Source organism: Pseudomonas sp. Tav-5-1A (assembly GCF_055755055.1).
The window spans coordinates 4,590,965-4,608,482 of the sequence record NZ_CM146901.1 but is presented as its reverse complement, the minus strand read 5'-3'; the positions used below and the strand labels follow the sequence as shown (position 1 = coordinate 4,608,482).

The following is a 17,518-nucleotide window of genomic DNA, read 5'->3' as shown; positions in this document are numbered from 1 at the left end:
CGGCCGCGGGGGTCAGAAGCCGACTTCCAGGGACACCATGGCGGTGCGCTCTTCGCCGACGTTGTAGTACGGCGTGCTGGCGCTCAGGCCGTTGTGGGCCTGGGCGTTGAAGGCCACGGTGCTGGCCGAGGCCAGGTAGTGCTTGTCGAACACGTTCAGCACCGAGAAGCGCAGGGTGGCCGACTTGACCACCTTTTTGTCCACGGGCAGGTACACGCCGGCGTTGAGGTCGAACACGGTGCGGCCGCTGATCTTCTGGTCGTCGGTCAGGTCGCCGTAGTAGCTGCCTACGTACTTGCCGGCGACGTTGCCGTAGTAGTGCTTGTCGTCGTAGCCGATGCTGGCGTTGAACATGTTCTTCGGCACGTTCGCCAACTGCTTGCCGGTGGTGGGCAGGTCGACGCCCTTGTACGTCACGTCGTCCTTCTGGGTTGAGTCGGTGTAGGTGTACGAGGTGTAGTAGTTGAAGTTGTGCGGCAGCAGGCCGCTCCACTCCAGCTCCAGGCCCTGGTTGACCACGGTGCCGACGTTGAGCATCTCGTATTCGCCGTCGGCGTTGGTGGTGGACACCTCGCGGTCCTTGTAGGCGATGTGGAACAAGGTGGCGCTCAGGGCGGTGTCCTTGGTGGTGTAGCGCCAGCCCAGCTCCTGGTTCCAGCTCAGCTCGGGGGCCAGGTACATGGAGTCGGCGGTGTCGTAGAGCACGTAGTTGGGCGGCGTGCGCATGTTGCGGGTGATGTTGTAGAACGCCTGGTTGCGGTCGTTGATCTGGTAGCGAAGGCTGAAGTTGGGCAGGAACTCGTGGTAGGTGCGGTCACGTTTTTCCGGCACGTCGGTGAGGCTGGCCATCAGGTTGCCCTTGCGCTCCACGTACTGGTAGGCCAGGCCGCCGGTCACGGTCCAGTCCGGGGCCAGCGACCAGGTGTCCTGGGCCCACAGCTTCTGCGCCGGGGTTTCGGTGTAGTAGTGGCGGCCCTGCACGGTGACGCCGTTGTTGTCGGTCACCTGGTTGGCGCCGTTGTAGTCAGCCCACACGCTGGACGGCGTGCCGTCGGCGTTGATGCTGATGTACGGCTGGGTCTGGCGCTGGCGAGCCAGTTCGTACCAGTAGCCGAAGTCGACGCTGTGTTCGTCGTTGATGTCCCACTTGAGCTTGCTGGTCACGCCCGAGCGCCAGGTCTCGGTCCACGACGGCCGGTAGTAGGTGTTGGAGGCCAGGCCCGCGAGGTTGTAGTTGCCGGCGGTGGACGAGGTGCTCGACAGGGTCGAGGCGCTGCCCGAGAAACTGCCGCCCGCGCCCCAGGAGTAATACGGCGCCACCGACAGCGAGAGGTTGTCGCGCAGCTGGAAGCGTTGGGTCAGCGAGGCGTTGAAGTTCTCGAAGTTGTTGCGGTTGAGTTTGTAGTAGCTCGACAGCTTGCCGTTCTTGTACACCGGCGAGGTCGGGTAGTCGGCCCGTGGGTCGGCCTCGAACTGCGCCTTGCTCAGGGTGTTGTAGTTGTAGCCTTCCTGGCGGTTGTACTTGACGATCAGGTTGGTGGAGTTGCCGCTGCCGTCGTCGAACAGGGTGTTCCATTCCACCTTGTCGGCGCGCACGCCGCCACCGCCGCGCCACTTGTCACCCTCGGTGTGCGAGGCCGACACCCAGGTGCGGAAGCCGTTGAGGTCGCCGGTGTTGAGCCGCGCAAAACTCTTGCGCAGGTTGTTGGTGCCCACCGACTGCTTGACGAACACGCCGAAGTCTTTCTCCGGGCGCAGGGTCACCAGGCCAATGTTGCCGCCGCTGGAGCCGATGTGCGGGCCATCGGCCTCGGATGAACCCTGGGTGGCGAACACTTCGCCGATGTTTTCCGGGTCGCCCAGCAGGTTGGGGTAGATGGCGTAGCTGCCCGAGTCGTTGATCGGGATGCCGTCGGCGGAGATACCGATCTGGTCGGCGTTCATCCCGCGCATGGTCAGGCTGGTCCCCACCAGGCCCGTGGCGTCAGTGCTGGAAACGTTGATGCCGGGGGTGTACTTGAGCTTGTCCAGGGCGTTGGCGGTGCTGGACATCTGGTCCATGGCTTCCTTGGTCACGGTGGAACGCGCCTTGGCGCTGTCCTCCTGCACCATGTGGCCGCCACCCAGGCTTTGCCCGGTCACGGTCACGTCACCAATGTTCATCGAGTCGTCCGCCAGGGCGGCAAGCGTCCAGCCGCCAGCCCCCACGGCCAGTAGCGTCATGAATAACTGATTGAGTTTCAAGGTGTTCCCCTAAGGAGGTCAGTGTTGCAGTCGAGGTTTTTTTAGTTGTCCAGGTTGTAAACAAGCGTTGCGCTGAAGCGGTATTTGTCCTTGCCCGAGAACGCCGTGTCCGGGAACGGCACCACCTGTTCCAGGCGGCGCAGGCTGGTTTGCGCGGCGCGGTTGAGCAGCATGTTGGTGGCGCGTTTCTCGATGCCCGAGTCCAGCACCTTGCCGCTGCGGTCCACCTCCAGCCACACCACCACATTGCCCTGGGGGCGCTGCAGCGACGCTTCGCGACCGGTGGGGTATTGCTTGTACTTTTCCAGCTCCGCCAGCAGCCGGGCGATGTAGCGGTTTTCCGCATCCGCAGGGTTGGGCGGCGGCGGTGGCGAGGCGGGCCGGGCGGCGACCACCGGGGCCACCGGCGCAGGCGCTGCGGCGGGGGCGGGCGGGGTAGGCGTTGCCGGCGCCGGTTTCGCCGGGGCCACCTTGGCCACCTGCGGCCGTGGCTTGGGTGGCTGCGGTTTCACCACCGGCGGCTTGGGCTTGGGCGGTGGCGCCTGTTCGATGGCCTCGGGGGCTTCTTCCACCGGCGGCGGTGGCGGCTCGGCCTGGGCCACGGGCTCGGGTGGCGGTGGCGGCGCTTCGGGCTCGACCAGCGCCACCTCCACGGTGCTGTCGTCGTATTTGGGGGTGATCTTCAGCTCGCTGTGCAACGCGCTGTGGATCGCCGCCGCCAGCAGGCACAGGGCTGGCAGGCAGGCCAGGGCCTTGCGCGACTTGAATAGCATCCACATGGCTCAGTGCTTCCGGGTAGCGATGGACACGGAGGCGAAGCCATTGCTTTTCAGCAGGTCCATCACCGCCACCAGCCGGGCCACTTCCACGCCCTGGTCGCTGTTGAGGATGATCACCAGCTTGTCGCTGGACTGCTGCAGTGGCTTGAGCTGGCTGACCAGGGCCTCTTCGCCGATGTCCTTGCCGTCCAGTTGCAGGCGCTGGTCCAGGCCCAGGGTGATGATCGCCTTGTTCTGCGGCTTGAGTTGCTGGGCGTGGCTGGCGCCGGGCAGCTGGGTCTTGATGCCCAGCGCCGGGATCACGTTGAGGCTGATCAGCACGAAGAACACCAGCAGGAACATCATCACGTCGATCATCGGCACGATTTCGATGTGCAGGCGTTTTTTCTTTGGTTCTTCCCAGGTACGCATGGCTCTACACCCTTTTCACAGTGGTCCTTTGAAACCTGGGCAGTCGCTCAGGTTCTGTGGTGGCGCGGCGTCTGGGCAGGGGTTGTTTGGAACCTGACGCCAGCGGCAGGATGCAAGATAGGGAGGGGATGTTTAAGTTTCATTGCAGCGTGAACGATTTTTTCACGAAATATTTTGAAAACACGATGGATGCAGACTGTTGTGCATTGGCTGCTTGATCGGCGTTTATTGTGGTTTTATGGGACGATGGTGCGCTTTTTGGCGGGGTTGCTGGGAAGTTGGTCGCAGGTGTCAGGATGGGTGAACCGTTTCTGCTTCGTTGGGTGCCTGATGTACTGCGGGGAGGGGACGCGGCCTGCGGCCGCTGCTACGGGGGGGCGTTAAGCCGGGCTTCTGCCGGGCATCTCGATGCCGTGCTGGTGCACCCTGCGGTACAGGGTGGCGCGAGAGATGCCGAGGGCCTGGGCAGCGGGCGCCGGTTTCCAGCGGTGGCGCACCAGGGCGTCGAGCAGGGCCTGGCGTTCCGGGCAGCCGGCGGGCTCGTCCGGCGCGGCAGCCCTGGCGTCGCCTTGCAGGCCGTCGGGCAAATGCGCCAGCTGGATCACCGCGCCGTCGCACACCGCGCAGGCGTAGCGCAGCACATGCCGCAGCTGGCGCACGTTGCCCGGCCAGCGGTAGCCCAGCAGCAGTTCCAGCGCTGCGTCGCTGAGCTGCAGCGGGGCGTCGCCGCCTGCGGCCTCTTCCTTGAGCAGGCGGTTGATCAGGGTCAGCCGGTCGCTGCGCTCGCGCAGCGGCGGTAGCTGGAAGCGCGCGCCACCGAGGCGGAAATACAGGTCCTCGCGGAACGCGCCGGCCGCCACCATGGCCTCCAGGTCGCGGTGGCTGGCGCACACCACCTGGATGTCCACGGCCTGGCGCCGCGCCGCGCCCAGGGGCGCCACTTCGCCTTCGGCCAGCACCCGCAACAGGCGCGTTTGCAGGGCCAGCGGCATGTCGCCGATCTCGTCGAGGAACAGCGTGCCGCCGTCGGCCTGTTGCAGCAGGCCCTGCATGCCCTTGCTGGAGGCCCCGGTGAAGGCGCCGGCGCTGTAGCCGAACAGCTCGCTCTCGATCAGGCTTTCAGGAATGGCCGCGCAGTTCAGCGCCACGAACGGCCGCGCCCGGCGCTGGCTGGCCTGGTGCAACTGGCGGGCGAACACCTCCTTGCCCGAGCCGGTCTCGCCTTGGATCAACACCGGCAGGTTGCGGTCCTTCACCCGCACCGCCAGGCGCAGGCTTTCCTCGATGCGCGGGTCCAGTTCAGCGGGCGCCAGGGCAGGGCGGCGGGCAGACGTGGCGGGGCGGCGCGGGCCGCTGAGGCGGCCGTGCAGGTCATGCAGTTGGCACAGCGCCTGGTCGCGGGCGCCGTGCAGCAGGTCCTGGTCGAACACCTGGCTGATGTGCCCCGGCACCTGGCCGTGGCGTTGCAACAGGTAGTGACGGGCCGCCGGGTTCAGCGCCTGCAGGCAACCGTCGTCGTCCCAGGCGAACAGGTAGTCGGGCTGGCTGTCGACGTAGCCGGGGCTGCGGTGGGCGCGCAGTACCCAGTAGCCCTGGGCGCTGTTCATGAAAAATGCCTGTTCGATCTCGCGGGCGCTCTGCACCACCATCTGCCGGATCAGGTGCTGGGAGCGGCGCTCGTCGGGAGAGCGCACGGCCGACACGTCCAGCACCCCCAGCAACTGGCCTTGTGGGTCGAACACCGGGGCGGCGGAGCAGGTCAGGCCGATGAAGGCGGCGCGAAAATGGTCGCGCTTGTGCACCGTCACCGGCGCGCCGCTGGTGAGCACGGCGGCCACCCCGCAGGTGCCTTCCTCGCCCTCCGACCAGCAGGTGCCCAGGTACAGCCCGGCCTTGCGGCAGTCGTTGCGGATGGCGCTTTCCACCCGGTAGTCGATGGTCTGGCCCTGGGCGTCGGTCAGCAGCACGCAATAGTCGGCGTCGCGCACCCGGCCATGCAGGCGCGCCACTTCTTCGCTGGCGATGCGCAGGAACAGCTCGGCGCGCTCGCGGCATTCGCGCAGCACGTTGTGCGACAGGATGCGCGGCCCTTGCAGGGAGCCGGGGTCCAGATGGTGCTGGTCCATCGAACGCCGCCACGAGTCCAGGATCAGGTCGGGCACGGGCAGCTGCGGCAGGTGCGCGGCGTGCTTGAGCACGCGGCTGACGCACTCCACGTGGGCCTTCGAATGTGCGGAAAGCATCAGGGCCTCCGGGTCGAGCTTCTTGTAGTTGTTTGGGCATTAAGCCCCTATCCGCAGGCGTCGACAAGGGGCAGGCCGCCTGCGCAGGCGGTGAGACGCCACGTCTCAGCGTCTCCCCGGGGCACCGTGCAGGTTGCGACCGCGCGTCTCAAACGGGCCCTTGAATAGTAGCTTGCCAAGTAGGCGCAGAGGCCCTGGAACGGGCATTTCAGCCATGCAGCCGACACCTGGCACCGGCCTTGCTCTGGCCTTGGCAAACCACAATAACAACGAGGTCACCCATGAGCCGTCGGCCCCTGACCGTAGGCATCATCGCCAACCCTGCCTCGGGCCGCGACGTGCGCCGCCTGACGGCCAACGCCGGGCTGTTCTCCAGCACCGACAAGGTCTCGGTGATCCAGCGCCTGCTGGCCGCCTTCGGGGCCACCGGTATCGAGCGGGTGCTGATGCCCACCGACATGACCGGCATCGCCGCCGCCGTGCAGAAAAATAGCCACGGCCGCCAGGCCCGTGAAGGCCACTGGCCGACCCTGGAGTTCCTCGACCGGCCCCTGCGCCAGAGCGTCGACGACACCCGCCAGGCCGCGCGCTGGATGGCCGAACGCGAAGTCGCCTTGGTCGCCGTGCTGGGCGGCGACGGCACCCACAAGGCAGTGGCCGCCGAGGTCGGCGACATCCCGCTGCTGGCGCTGTCCACCGGCACCAACAACGCCTTCCCCGAATTGCGTGAAGCCACCAGCGCCGGCCTGGCGGGTGGCCTGTTCGCCAGCGGCCGGGTGCCGGCCGCCGTGGCTTTGCGGCGCAACAAGCGCCTGCTGGTGCGCGAGCCGGCCCGCGGCCTGCGCGAGACTGCGCTGGTGGACGTGGCCGTGTCGGGCCTGCCGTTCATCGGTGCCCGCGCCATCAGCCGCGCCGAAGACCTTGCCGAGGTCTTCGTCACCTTCGCCGAGCCCCAGGCCATTGGCCTTTCGGCGCTGTGCGGGCTGTGGCTGCCAGTCAGCCGCCAGGCCGCCCACGGCGCCTGGATGCGCCTGGGCCCGCAGGCGGCCGAGACGCTGCTGGCGCCCCTGGCCCCCGGCCTGCTGCAGGGCTGCGGGGTGCTGGACGCCGGCTACCTGCAACCTGGGGTGCCGCAGCCGCTGTGCCTGGCCAGCGGCACCCTGGCCCTGGACGGCGAGCGCGAAATCGAATTCAACGCCCACGACCGGCCCACGGTCACCCTCGATGCCGGCGGCCCGCTGAGCATCGACGTCCCCGCGGTCCTGGCCTGCGCGGCGCAGCAGCGCCTGCTGGCCATCGACCGCAGCCACCCGCTGCACCCGCTGAACCTCACGCACCCAGACACCCTTGGAGAATAAAAAATGTCGACACCGCTGAGCGCTGACCAATTGCTGCACGCCTACCGGGTGATGCGCACCATCCGCGTGTTCGAAGAGCGCCTGCACGTGGAGTTCGCCACCGGCGAAATCCCCGGCTTCGTGCACCTGTACGCTGGCGAAGAAGCCTCCGCTGCCGGCGTCATGGCCCACCTGGGCGACACCGACTTCATCGCCTCCACCCACCGCGGCCACGGCCATTGCATCGCCAAGGGCGTGGAGGTGTACGGCATGATGGCCGAGATCTACGGCAAGAAGACCGGGGTGTGCCAGGGCAAGGGCGGCTCCATGCACATCGCCGACATGGAGAAAGGCATGCTCGGCGCCAACGGCATCGTCGGTGCTGGCGCCCCCTTGGCCGTGGGCGCGGCCCTGGCGGCCAAGCTCAAGGGCACCGACGGCGTCGGCGTGGCCTTCTTCGGCGACGGCGGCTCCAACGAAGGCGCGGTGTTCGAGGCCATGAACATGGCCTCGGTGTGGAACCTGCCGTGCATCTTCGTCGCCGAGAACAACGGCTACGCCGAGGCCACCGCGTCGAACTGGTCGGTGGCCTGCGACCACATCGCCGACCGCGCTGCCGGCTTCGGCATGCCCGGCGTCACCGTCGACGGCTTCGATTTCTTCGCCGTGCACGAAGCCGCCGGCGCCGCCATCGAGCGTGCCCGCGCCGGCGAAGGGCCGTCGCTGATCGAGGTCAAGCTGACCCGCTACTACGGTCATTTCGAGGGCGACGCCCAGACCTATCGCGCGCCCGACGAAGTGAAAAACTTCCGTGAACGCAGCGACTGCCTGATGCAGTTCCGCGAGCGCACCACCCGCGCCGGCCAGTTGCAGGCCAGCCAGTTGGAGCAGATCGACCGCGAGGTCGACCAACTGATCGACAACGCCGTGCGCAAGGCCAAGGCCGATCCCAAGCCAACCGCCGCCGACCTGTTGACCGACGTCTACGTCGCCTACCCCTAAGAACAAGAGAGATCACCATCATGGCGAGAAAAATCAGTTACCAGCAGGCCATCAACGAAGCCCTGGCCCAGGAAATGCGCCGCGACCCCAGCGTGTTCATCATGGGCGAAGACGTCGCCGGCGGGGCCGGTGCGCCGGGCGCCAACGACGCCTGGGGCGGCGTGCTCGGTGTCACCAAGGGCCTGTACGACCAATTTCCCGGCCGGGTGCTGGACACGCCGCTGTCGGAAATCGGCTACGTCGGCGCGGCAGTGGGCGCGGCCACCTGCGGCGTGCGCCCGGTGTGCGAATTAATGTTCGTCGACTTCGCCGGTTGCTGCCTGGACCAGCTGCTGAACCAGGCCGCCAAGTTCCGCTACATGTTCGGCGGCAAGGCCAGCACGCCGCTGGTGATCCGCACCATGGTCGGCGCCGGCCTGCGCGCGGCGGCCCAGCACTCGCAGATGCTCACCTCGCTGTGGACCCACATCCCCGGCCTGAAAGTGGTGTGCCCCTCGTCGCCCTACGAGGCCAAGGGCCTGCTGATACAGGCGATCCGCGACAACGACCCGGTGATCTTCTGCGAGCACAAGTTGCTCTACAGCCTGCAGGGCGAGGTGCCCGAAGAGCTGTACACCATCCCCTTCGGCGAGGCCAATTTCCTGCGCGACGGCAAGGACGTCACCCTGGTGTCCTACGGCCGCACGGTGAACACCGCCCTGGACGCGGCGCGCAGCCTGGCCGGGCGCGGCATCGACTGCGAGGTGCTCGACCTGCGCACCACCAGCCCGCTGGACGAGGACAGCATCCTTGAAAGCGTGGCAAAGACCGGGCGCCTGGTGGTGATCGACGAGGCCAACCCGCGCTGCTCGGTGGCCACTGACATCGCCGCGCTGGTGGCGCAGCAAGCTTTCGGCGCGCTGAAGGCGCCGATTGAAATGGTCACCGCGCCGCACACCCCGGTGCCGTTCTCCGATGCCCTGGAAGACCTGTACATTCCCGACGCGGCGAAGATCGAGACCGCCGTGCTCAAGCTGATCGAGTGGAGCAAGCGCTGATGACCCAGATCCATACCCTGACCATGCCCAAGTGGGGCCTGTCGATGACCGAGGGCCGGGTGGACGCCTGGCTCAAGGAGGAGGGCCAGCCGATCAGCAAGGGCGACGAGGTGCTGGACGTGGAGACCGACAAGATCTCCAGCAGCGTCGAGGCGCCGTTCGCCGGCGTGCTGCGCCGCTGCATCGCCCGCCAGGACGAAACCCTGGCCGTGGGCGCGCTGCTGGCCATCGTCGTCGACGGCGAGGCCAGCGACGCCGAGATCGACGCGGTCATCGCGCAGTTCCAGGCCAGCTTCGTGCCCGGTGCCGGCGGCGACGAAGACAGCGGCCCGGCGCCACGCAAGGTCGAGCTTGATGGCCGAATAATTCGCTATTTCGAGCGCGGCGAGGGCGGCGTGCCGCTGGTGCTGGTGCACGGCTTTGGCGGCGACCTCAACAACTGGCTGTTCAACCACGAGGCGCTGGCGGCGGGGCGCCGGGTGATAGCCCTGGACCTGCCGGGCCACGGCGAGTCCGGCAAGCAACTGGCCGGTGGCGGCCTGGACGAGTTGAGCGCGGCGCTGCTGGCCTTGCTCGACCACCTGGCCATCCCGGCCGCGCACCTGGTGGGCCACTCCATGGGCGGCGCCGTGGCCCTGAATACCGCCCGCCTGGCGCCCCAGCGGGTGCGCTCGCTGGCGCTGATCGGCAGCGCCGGGCTGGGCGCCGAAATCAACGGCAGCTACCTGCAAGGCTTCGTCGACGCCAGCAACCGCAATGCCCTCAAGCCGCAGCTGGTGCAGCTGTTCGCCAACGCCGAACTGGTGAACCGGCAGATGCTTGAAGACATGCTCAAGTACAAGCGCCTGGAAGGCGTGGAGGCAGCCTTGCGCAGCCTGCTCGGCCAGCTGTTCGCCGACGGCCGCCAGGGCCATGACTTGCGTGCGGTGCTGCAGGAGGGCGAGGTACCGGCGCTGGTGATCTGGGGCAGTGACGACGCGATCATCCCGGCGGCCCACGCCGAGGGCCTGAAGGCGCAGGTAGAGGTGTTGCCGGGGCAGGGGCACATGGTGCAGATGGAAGCGGCCGAGCAGGTCAACCGCTTGATCGAGGGGTTTGTCGCTGGCCGCCAATAGCAAGCCCGGTGCAATCGCGTAGCCGCTGCCGCCAGGCTGCGCTGACCCTGATGGCCACTGGAGATTTTCAGTGAACTCAGGGGCCAGCGCAGCCTGACGGCAGCGGCTACAGGTGCTCTATGCGCCTAGCAAGCCGCTGCTCACCGCCACGATCAGGAACACCCCCAACACCGCCCGGTAGATGATGAACGGCCAGGTGCTGAAGCGCTCCAGGAACTTCATCAACCCCCAGATGGCAAAGAACGCCGAGATGCTGGCAATCACCAGCCCGAACACCAGGTGCCCCCAGGCTTCGGTGCCAATGCCCGCATGCAGCAGCACCCACAATTCCTTCAACCCCGCCAGGGCAATGGCCGGCAGGCCCAGCAGGAACGAAAAGCGCGCAGCTTCCTCACGCTTGAAGTTGAGAAACAAGGCCGCAGTCAAGGTCGAGCCCGAGCGCGAAACCCCCGGAATCAACGCGCCCACCTGGGCCAGGCCAACGATCAGGGCGTCGCGCAGGCGCATCTGGTCCATGTCGCGGCGGTGCCGGCAGCTCAATTCGGCGCCGGCCAGCAGCACCGCCATCACCAGGCACGACACGCCAATCACCATCAGCCCACGCAGCGGCGAGTTGCAGGTGTTGAGCAGCGGCGACAGCGCCACGCCGAAAATCACGATGGGGATGGTCGCCAGGATGATCGCCACCGCCAGCTTGAACCACGGGTCGTCGTAGTCGTCCCGGCGCACCGCGCCAATGCTGCCGCTGACCACCTGCTGCACGTCACGCCAGAAGTAGCTGACCACGGCTGCCAGGGCCGCCAGCTGCATGGCCGCCGAGAACGCCGAGCCGGGGTCGGGCCAGCCCAGCAGGGCGGGGACGATGCGCATGTGCGCGGTGGAGGAGATGGGCAGCAGTTCGGAAATGCCCTGGATCACGCCCAGAATGCCGATTTGCAGGTAGTCGAGTGAAGCGAAGCCGGTGTCGAGGCCGCTGGAACATAGAGTTGCCAAGGCGAGGTCCTTGCAGAAAAGTGAGTCTTGAGCAAAGAGCGTAGCTGGGAAGTGTGACGCGTAAACCGCGCTATTCAGGCTGCTGCACAATTTCATCCAGTGGCCCGTGGTTGATCACCCCGAACGGGATGTGCACCGAGGGCACCACGGTGCTGGCCGAACGCAGGTGGGCCGGCTGGTCGTCGAAGAAAATATGCGGGCGCAGCACCCCCAGCACCTTGCCTTTCTCGATGCCGCCGAGGAAAAACGCGTCGTTGGCCATCACCCCCCAGCTTTTCAGGGTGTTCAGCGCCCGCTCGTGGGACGGCGCGTTGCGCGCGGTGACGATGGACACGCGAAAACGGTTCTCGTAAGTGGGGTCGAGCTGCTTGCGCTGTTCCTCGGCGGTCTGGATGCGGCCCATGCGCACCAGGAACTCCTTCAGCGGCCCCGGGTTGTGGGGCTGCATCACGTTCTTCACCTCGTGGTCATGGAAGCGGCCCAGGCCCTCGCGCTGCATCACCTGTTCCGACTCGTCGCCGGCCAGCACGCCGTCGAAGTCGAAGGCAATGCGCAGGGAATTGTCCTGTTCGTCGTCCACCAGGGTCGAATCCAACACCTGGCCGGCGGGGAAGTTGGCCTTGATGGCGGCCTCAACGTCCTGCTGGTTGGCAGACAGGAACAGGGCGATGTTCAGCGCCGGGATGAACTCGTAGGGCGAGCGGCCCTGCATGAAGATGGCCCGGGTGATGCCCAGGCCGTAGTGCTCGATGCTGCGCATCACCCGCAGGCCGGTGTCGGGGTCGTTGCGCGACAGCAGTACCACTTCCACCAGCGGGTCGTTGTGCGGGTCGTCGCTGAGGTCGTTGAGCGACAGCAGGCGGCGGATGAACGAGAAGGCGATGCCCTTGGGCAGTGGCGTGTCCAGGTGTTCTTCCTGGAACCTGCGGTACTGCTGCTCGCCCTGGCGCTTGAACACCGCATCGGATTCGGACAGGTCGAACACCGCGCTCGAGGCGACGCCGATGACGAGGCGGTGGTCCAGGGCGTAGGGCATGGGGGGCATCCATTCGATGAAAAACCACAGTGTATCCTGCTTGCGCCCTGTAGCCGCTGCCGCAGGCTGCGCTGGCCCTTGTTGCCACTGGATATTTTCAGCGCACTCCAGGCCCAGCGCAGCCTTCGGCAGCGGCTACGCGACTTGCGGCGCCGCCGAATGCGCATTCACTGCGCGGAATCGATACGCCACCGCCAGCACCGCCAGCCACACCGGCATCAAATACACCGACAGGCGCATGCCCGGGGTCAGCCACATCACCACCACCACGCCGGCCAGGAACGCCAGGGTCAGGCAGTTGCTCAGTGGGTAGCCCCAGCTGGGGTACAGGCTGGCGAGGCCCTCGCGCAGGCGCTGGCGCTTGAATTTCAGGTGGGTGACGCTGATCACCACCCAGTTCAGCACCAGCGCCGACACCACCAGGGCCATCAGCAGGCCGAAGGCATCGCCGGGCATCAGGTAGTTGATCACCACGCAGGCGCCGGTGGCCAGCGCCGACACCCCCAGCGCCACCACCGGCACGCCCCGGCGGTTGGTGCGCAGCACCGCGGCCGGGGCATTGCCCTGGCGCGCCAGGCCGAACAGCATGCGGCTGTTGCTGAACACGCAGCTGTTGTACACCGACAGCGCGGCGGTGAGCACCACGGCGTTGAGCACCGAGGCGATGACGTTGCTGTCCAGCGCATGGAAAATCAGCACGAAGGGGCTGCCGCCAGTCACCACGTGCTGCCACGGGTACAGCGACAGCAGCACCGCCAGGGCACCGATGTAGAACAGCAGGATGCGCCAGATCACCTGGTTGGTGGCCTTGGGAATGCTGCGCTGCGGGTCGTCGGCCTCGGCGGCGGTGATGCCCACCAGTTCCAGGCCGCCGAAGGAAAACATGATCACCGCCATGGCCATGGCCAGCCCCGTCCAGCCGTGGGGCAGGAAGCCGCCCTGGGCCCACAGGTTGCTGACCCCGGCCTGCGGGCCGCCGGTGCCGGTGGCCAGCAGCCAGCCGCCGAAGGCGATCATGCTGACCACCGCCACCACCTTGATCAGTGCGAACCAGAACTCCACCTCGCCGTAGCATTTCACGTGGGTAAGGTTGACCAGGTTGATCAGCACGAAGCACACCGCCGCCGACGCCCAGGTGGGAATCGCCGGCCACCAGTACTGCACGTACAGGCCCACTGCGGTCAACTCGGCCATGCCCACCAGCACGTACAGCACCCAGTAGTTCCAGCCCGACATGAAGCCGGCGAACGGGCTCCAGTAGCGGTGGGCGAAGTGGCTGAAGGTACCGCTGACCGGTTCCTCCACCACCATCTCGCCCAGCTGGCGCATGATCATGAAGGCCACCACGCCGGCGATGGCATAGCCCAGGATGGCGGCGGGGCCGGCCATGTTGATGGTCTGGGCGATGCCCAGGAACAGCCCGGTGCCGATCGAGCCGCCCAGGGCGATCAGCTGGATGTGGCGGTTTTTCAAACCCCGGTGCAACGCAGGGGTGGGTGCTTGACTCATAGCGATGTCCTGATCAATGGGAGGCGAGCATTGGCCGATGCCCTGCGTGACGTCTTGGCAAGGCTCGTTTGCAAATCAGGTGCCAGTTGCTGGTAACCTGCCCGGCCACCCCCATGCGCAACGGAGCCCGGCATGTCCGCCATCGACGATTTCGACCTGAAGATCCTGACCCTTCTGCAAGGCAATGGCCGCCTGACCAACCAGGACCTCAGCGAGCTGGTGGGGCTGTCGGCGTCCCAGTGTTCGCGCAGGCGCATCAGCCTGGAACAGGCCGGGTTGATCCTGGGCTACCACGCGCGGCTGGCGCCCCAGGCCATGAACACGCAGATGGTGGCCATGGTCGAGGTGCGCCTGGTCAGCCACAGCCCGGCGCAGTCCCAGGCGTTCGAAGCGTTCGTGCAGGATGAAAGCGCGATCATCGACACCTACAAGACCACGGGAGACGCCGACTACACGCTGAAGGTGGCAGTGGCCGACCTGGGTGAATTGAACGCGTTGATGGGGCGTCTGGCCGACAGCGGCAGCATCGGCCACATGAAGACGGCGGTGGTGTTGCAGCGCATCAAGGAAGCGGGGATTGCGGCGCTGTAAAGCGCACCGCAAATGGGCTTCAGGGCGTTTTTCTGCACCTGCTTAGTGCATTAAATGTGATGTATATGCGTGATGTGTGCATGAGGCGATTTTTAAATACACATTAATTTTGTTTTTTGCTAATTTCGCGCTCGATTCGGTCATGGTGTGCTTTGCGGCCCGCCAGCCCCCCATGAATTTTTTCAGTCGAGTGCAGCATGAATACAGCCACCGCCCCTGCGTGCCCCCATAGCCGAGTCGAGGATTGCCTGGCCCTGCTGGTAGGCACGGTGATGATCTCCTTCGGCCTGCTGCTGTTGCGCACGGGCGGCATCATGACCGGCGGCATGGCCGGCGTGGCGCTGCTGCTGCATTACGCGTTCGGCTATGCGTTCGGCCTGAGTTACTTCCTGCTCAACCTGCCGTTTTTCTATCTGGCCGTGCGGCGCATGGGCTGGGCGTTCAGCCTCAAGACCTTCCTGTGCATCGGCCTGGTGTCGCTGTTCTCCGACCATTTGCACGGGCTGATCGCCCTGGCGCAGATCCAGCCGCTGTACGCCGCAGTGATGGGCAACATCATTCTCGGCACCGGCTTCTTGATCCTGTTCCGCCACCGTGCCAGCCTTGGCGGTTTCAACATTCTGGCGCTGTACCTGCAACAGCGCCTGGGCTGGCGCGCCGGCTGGCTGCAGATGGGCACCGACGTGCTGGTGCTGTCGCTGTCGCTGACCACGGTATCGCCAGTAGTGCTGGCGGTGTCGGTGGTGGGCGTGGTGGTGCTCAACCTGATCGTGGCCCTCAACCATCGCGCCGGTCGCTACCTGGCCTGACCTGTCATTTTCTGCTTGGAGCTCAACATGCTTGAACACGTCCGTCCCTACGCCGGTGACCCCATCCTGTCGCTGATGGAGGCCTACCAGGCCGACCCGCGTGCCAACAAGGTCAACCTCAGCATCGGCCTGTATTACGACGCCCAGGGCCGCATCCCGCAGCTGCCGTCGGTGGCCGAGGCCCAGCGCCGGTGGCTGGCCAGCGAGCAGGGGCCGTCGCTGTACCTGCCCATGGACGGCCTGGCCGACTACTGCCAGCAGGTGCAGCACCTGCTGTTCGGCGAACAGGCCGCGGTGCTGGCCGAGGGTCGCGTGGCGACCATCCAGACCGTGGGCGGCTCAGGTGCGCTTAAGGTCGGTGCCGACTTCCTGCGCCAGTGGTTCCCGGACGCCCAGGTGTGGGTGAGCAACCCCACCTGGGAAAACCACCACGCGCTGTTCGGCGGCGCGGGTTTCACCGTCAACACCTACCCGTACTTCGACGCCGCCACCGGTGGCGTCGATTTCGCCGCCATGTGTGCAACCCTGGCCGAGCTGCCGGCGCGCAGCATCGTGCTGCTGCACCCATGCTGCCACAACCCCACGGGCGCCGACCTGACCCCGGGGCAGTGGGATGAAGTGGTGAAGATTCTTGCCGAGCGCCAGTTGATCGCCTTCCTCGACACCGCCTACCAGGGCCTGGGCGAGGGCATGCAGCAGGACGCCTACGCCATTCGTGCCATGGCCGACGCCGGCCTGACGCTGGTGGTGAGCAACTCGTTCTCGAAGATTTTCTCGCTGTATGGCGAGCGCGTCGGCGGGCTGTCGGTGGTGTGCGCCGATGCTGCCACCGCCGCCAACGTCCAGGGCCAGCTGAAGGCCACGGTGCGCCGCAACTATTCCAGCCCGCCCAGCCATGGCGCGCGCCTGGTGGCCGGCGTGCTGGGTGACGCGCAACTGCGCGCCCAGTGGTTGACCGAAGTGGAGCAGATGCGCGTGCGTATCAAGGCCATGCGCACCCAGCTGGCGTCGCTGCTGCGCGACGAGTGTCCGGACGGCCGCCATGACTACCTGCTGCGCCAGCAGGGCATGTTCAGCTACACCGGCCTGAGCGCCGAACAGGTACGCCGCCTGCGTGAAGATTCGGGCATCTACCTGGTGGACAGCGGCCGCCTGTGCCTGGCCGGCCTGAACGAGCACAACGTCGCCGCCGTGGCCCACGCCATCGCCCGCCTGGCCTGACCGGACGCGGCCTGTGGGAGCTGGCTTGCCAGCGAGCTGTTGGGGCCATAAAAGCTCGCTGGCAAGCCAGCTCCCACAACACAGTTGCTGCTACAGGTTTTCGCGGGTAATAATCTGCAACGGCACGAACACCCGCTGGGTGGCCGCGTCGAACGCCGGTTGCGCCTGCAAGCCCAGCAGCACCTCGATCAAGGCCCCGGCGATGGCCTGCACCTGGGAGTCGATCACCAGGCTCAGCACGCCGTCCGCCAGGGCCTGGCGCGACAGCGCGGTGGACTCCGGGACTATGCTGCACAATCCCGGCCCCGGCGGCCGCAGGCGCAGCGCGCTGATCACGCCGTCGCCACCGCCGCCCACCACGCACAGCCCACGCAGGTCCGGGTGGCGGGCCAGCAGCTCCAGGCTTGCCTCCTCGGTCAGGCGGTCGTCATCCAGGTTGATTACCGCGTCCAGCAGGCGCAGCCCCGGCGCGTGCTCGTTCAAGTACGCACGCAGGGCGTCGACCCGCGCCTGGTGCCCCAGGAACCGATAACCCCCCAACAGCACCGCCACGCTGCCCTGCGCCGCGCCGCACAGGTGCGCCAGCAGCCAACCCATGGTGCGGCCCACCTGGCGGTTGTCCTGGCCCACGTACGGCATCTGCCCCTGGATATCGACGTCTGACAGCAAGGCCACCACCGGCACCCCGGCCGCACGTATCTGCTCGATGCAGGCGTTGATGCGCGGGTCGGTGAAACTTACCACCGCCAGGGCATCGCATTGCACCGCTAGTTGCTCGATCTGCTCGATGATGGCCGCCGGGCTGCGGTCCACCACGTACTCGAACTGGCAGCTGAGGTTGGCGCTGGCGTGGCGGCGGGCGCTGTGTTCGATGGCTGCCGCCAGTTGCCCGTAGAACGCCTGGGCGGTGGCCAGCAGCAGAATGCCGAAACGGTAGGTGGGGCGCCGCTCGCGCAAGCGCTGGCCAATCAGCCGGGCGGCGAAGTAACCCACCGCCTCGGCGGCGTGGAACACCCGCTCGGCGGTGTCGCGGGTGACCGGTGCGCGGGCGTTCAGCACCCGGTCGACGGTGGCCACGCTGAGCCCGGCCTGGGCCGCGACGGTGGCGATGGTGGGGCGTTTGTTATTGGTCATGACGGCCCTTGTGCATGCCTTGAGAGAAAACTATCAAGCGTCCATGCCTTGCGATGA

The 17,518-nt window shown here is 66.7% G+C and carries 15 protein-coding genes; 7 read left to right on the top strand and 8 right to left on the bottom strand.

The features are described 5' to 3' along the window. Nucleotides 1-12 precede the first annotated feature (12 nt). The 4 genes from AC0J42_RS20840 to AC0J42_RS20825 form a co-directional block, all read right to left on the bottom strand. On the bottom strand, nucleotides 13-2,244 hold the full coding sequence (locus tag AC0J42_RS20840) for a TonB-dependent receptor family protein (protein WP_473003514.1): 2,232 nt from the start codon (nucleotides 2,242-2,244) through the stop codon (nucleotides 13-15). Between the two features lie 41 nt (nucleotides 2,245-2,285). Beyond that, nucleotides 2,286-3,023, bottom strand: a complete 738-nt coding sequence (locus tag AC0J42_RS20835; protein ID WP_473003512.1) for an energy transducer TonB family protein — start codon at nucleotides 3,021-3,023, stop codon at nucleotides 2,286-2,288. Between the two features lie 3 nt (nucleotides 3,024-3,026). Beyond that, nucleotides 3,027-3,434 carry an ExbD/TolR family protein gene (locus tag AC0J42_RS20830; protein WP_416425559.1) on the bottom strand — a complete coding sequence of 136 codons (408 nt, stop codon included), beginning with the start codon at nucleotides 3,432-3,434 and terminating at the stop codon, nucleotides 3,027-3,029. A 380-nt stretch (nucleotides 3,435-3,814) separates the two neighbouring features. Beyond that, the gene (locus tag AC0J42_RS20825; protein ID WP_473003511.1) at nucleotides 3,815-5,677 is read right to left on the bottom strand and encodes a sigma-54-dependent Fis family transcriptional regulator; all 1,863 of its coding nucleotides are present in this window, start codon (nucleotides 5,675-5,677) and stop codon (nucleotides 3,815-3,817) included. A 281-nt stretch (nucleotides 5,678-5,958) separates the two neighbouring features. Here AC0J42_RS20825 and AC0J42_RS20820 point away from each other — a divergent pair, with 281 nt between their 5' ends. From AC0J42_RS20820 to AC0J42_RS20805, 4 genes are read left to right on the top strand one after another with little or no spacing between them, the layout of a single operon-like run. Further along, nucleotides 5,959-7,035, top strand: a complete 1,077-nt coding sequence (locus AC0J42_RS20820; RefSeq protein ID WP_473003510.1) for an ATP-NAD kinase family protein — start codon at nucleotides 5,959-5,961, stop codon at nucleotides 7,033-7,035. Nucleotides 7,036-7,038: 3 nt separating this feature from the next. Next, complete coding sequence (locus AC0J42_RS20815) at nucleotides 7,039-8,016, top strand: thiamine pyrophosphate-dependent dehydrogenase E1 component subunit alpha (protein ID WP_416425556.1); 978 nt, start codon at nucleotides 7,039-7,041, stop codon at nucleotides 8,014-8,016. Between the two features lie 20 nt (nucleotides 8,017-8,036). Continuing rightward, entirely contained in the window at nucleotides 8,037-9,053 is a 1,017-nt protein-coding gene (locus AC0J42_RS20810; protein WP_473003509.1) for an alpha-ketoacid dehydrogenase subunit beta, read from the top strand. Beyond that, nucleotides 9,053-10,168, top strand: a complete 1,116-nt coding sequence (locus AC0J42_RS20805) for an acetoin dehydrogenase dihydrolipoyllysine-residue acetyltransferase subunit (protein ID WP_416425554.1) — start codon at nucleotides 9,053-9,055, stop codon at nucleotides 10,166-10,168. The genes AC0J42_RS20810 and AC0J42_RS20805 overlap by 1 nt, the downstream gene beginning before the upstream one ends. Nucleotides 10,169-10,285: 117 nt before the next feature. On the opposite strand, the gene AC0J42_RS20800 is transcribed toward AC0J42_RS20805, so the two are convergent. The 3 genes from AC0J42_RS20800 to AC0J42_RS20790 form a co-directional block, all read right to left on the bottom strand. Then, nucleotides 10,286-11,161, bottom strand: a complete 876-nt coding sequence (locus tag AC0J42_RS20800) for an undecaprenyl-diphosphate phosphatase (protein WP_416425553.1) — start codon at nucleotides 11,159-11,161, stop codon at nucleotides 10,286-10,288. Between the two features lie 70 nt (nucleotides 11,162-11,231). Continuing rightward, nucleotides 11,232-12,197: a 5'-nucleotidase gene (locus AC0J42_RS20795; protein ID WP_473003507.1), complete on the bottom strand. Its 966-nt coding sequence runs from the start codon at nucleotides 12,195-12,197 to the stop codon at nucleotides 11,232-11,234. Nucleotides 12,198-12,332: 135 nt separating this feature from the next. After that, complete coding sequence (locus AC0J42_RS20790; protein ID WP_416425551.1) at nucleotides 12,333-13,706, bottom strand: amino acid permease; 1,374 nt, start codon at nucleotides 13,704-13,706, stop codon at nucleotides 12,333-12,335. A 132-nt stretch (nucleotides 13,707-13,838) separates the two neighbouring features. Here AC0J42_RS20790 and AC0J42_RS20785 point away from each other — a divergent pair, with 132 nt between their 5' ends. The 3 genes from AC0J42_RS20785 (at nucleotide 13,839) to AC0J42_RS20775 (ending at nucleotide 16,327) form a co-directional block, all read left to right on the top strand. Then, a complete protein-coding gene (locus tag AC0J42_RS20785) occupies nucleotides 13,839-14,297 on the top strand; it encodes an Lrp/AsnC family transcriptional regulator (RefSeq protein ID WP_416425550.1) in 459 nt (152 codons plus the stop codon). Nucleotides 14,298-14,494: 197 nt separating this feature from the next. Continuing rightward, nucleotides 14,495-15,106 (top strand): YitT family protein, encoded by a 612-nt coding sequence (locus AC0J42_RS20780; RefSeq protein WP_473003505.1) that lies wholly within the window; start codon nucleotides 14,495-14,497, stop codon nucleotides 15,104-15,106. A 27-nt stretch (nucleotides 15,107-15,133) separates the two neighbouring features. Beyond that, nucleotides 15,134-16,327, top strand: a complete 1,194-nt coding sequence (locus AC0J42_RS20775; RefSeq protein ID WP_473003504.1) for an amino acid aminotransferase — start codon at nucleotides 15,134-15,136, stop codon at nucleotides 16,325-16,327. A gap of 90 nt (nucleotides 16,328-16,417) precedes the next feature. Here AC0J42_RS20775 and AC0J42_RS20770 read toward each other — a convergent pair whose 3' ends face one another. Continuing rightward, on the bottom strand, nucleotides 16,418-17,461 hold the full coding sequence (locus tag AC0J42_RS20770; protein ID WP_473003501.1) for a LacI family DNA-binding transcriptional regulator: 1,044 nt from the start codon (nucleotides 17,459-17,461) through the stop codon (nucleotides 16,418-16,420). Nucleotides 17,462-17,518 lie beyond the last annotated feature (57 nt).